Origin of the sequence: Streptosporangium sp. NPDC020072, from assembly GCF_040631445.1 — a bacterium.
GTDB lineage: Bacteria > Actinomycetota > Actinomycetes > Streptosporangiales > Streptosporangiaceae > Streptosporangium.
Genome location: NZ_JBEYAB010000045.1, coordinates 1 through 1,003, shown reverse-complemented (window position 1 = coordinate 1,003; position 1,003 = coordinate 1). Strand labels below are relative to the sequence as shown.

Annotated in this window: 1 pseudogene; it reads left to right on the top strand. The window is 66.6% G+C overall.

The annotated features are described in order from the left end of the window. Positions 1 to 1,003: pseudogene (locus ABZ470_RS41675) on the top strand (DNA-directed RNA polymerase subunit beta); the annotation flags it as partial.

Here is a 1,003-nt window from a genome sequence, read left to right as displayed (position 1 = left end):
GACCTGGCCAAGGTCGGCCGCTACAAGATCAACAAGAAGCTCGGCGTCGACGCCGACATCACCCAGGGCACGCTGACCGAAGAGGACATCGTCGCCACCATCGAGTACATCGTCAAGCTTCACGCGGGCGAGACCTCGATGCAGGGTTCCGGTGGCGAGATCGTCGTCGAGACCGACGACATCGACCACTTCGGCAACCGCCGCCTGCGCACGGTCGGCGAGCTCATCCAGAACCAGGTCCGGCTGGGCCTGGCCAGGATGGAGCGGGTCGTGCGGGAGAGGATGACGACGCAGGACGTCGAGGCGATCACGCCGCAGACCCTGATCAACATCCGTCCCGTCGTGGCGTCGATCAAGGAGTTCTTCGGGACCTCTCAGCTGTCGCAGTTCATGGACCAGACCAACCCCCTGGCGGGCCTGACGCACAAGCGGCGTCTGTCCGCGCTGGGTCCCGGTGGTCTGTCGCGTGAGCGGGCGGGCTTCGAGGTTCGTGACGTTCACCCGTCCCACTACGGCCGGATGTGCCCGATCGAGACGCCGGAAGGCCCGAACATCGGTCTGATCGGCTCGCTCGCCTCCTTCGGCCGGGTGAACTCCTTCGGGTTCGTCGAGACGCCCTACCGCAAGGTCGTCGACGGCAGGGTGACCGAAGAGGTCCACTACCTCACCGCCGACGAGGAGGACCGCTACGTCATCGCCCAGGCGAACACGCCGATCGCCGCCGATGGCACGTTCCTTGAGGACCGCGTCCTCGTCCGCCGTAAGGGCGGCGAGTTCGAGTCCGTGAGGGCGAACGAGGTCGGTTACATGGACGTCTCGGCACGCCAGATGGTGTCGGTGGCGACCGCGATGATCCCGTTCCTGGAGCACGACGACGCCAACCGGGCGCTCATGGGTTCCAACATGCAGCGTCAGTCGGTGCCGTTGCTGAAGAGCGAGGCGCCGCTGGTCGGGACCGGGATGGAGTACCGGGCCGCGACGGACGCCGGGGACGTGATCACCG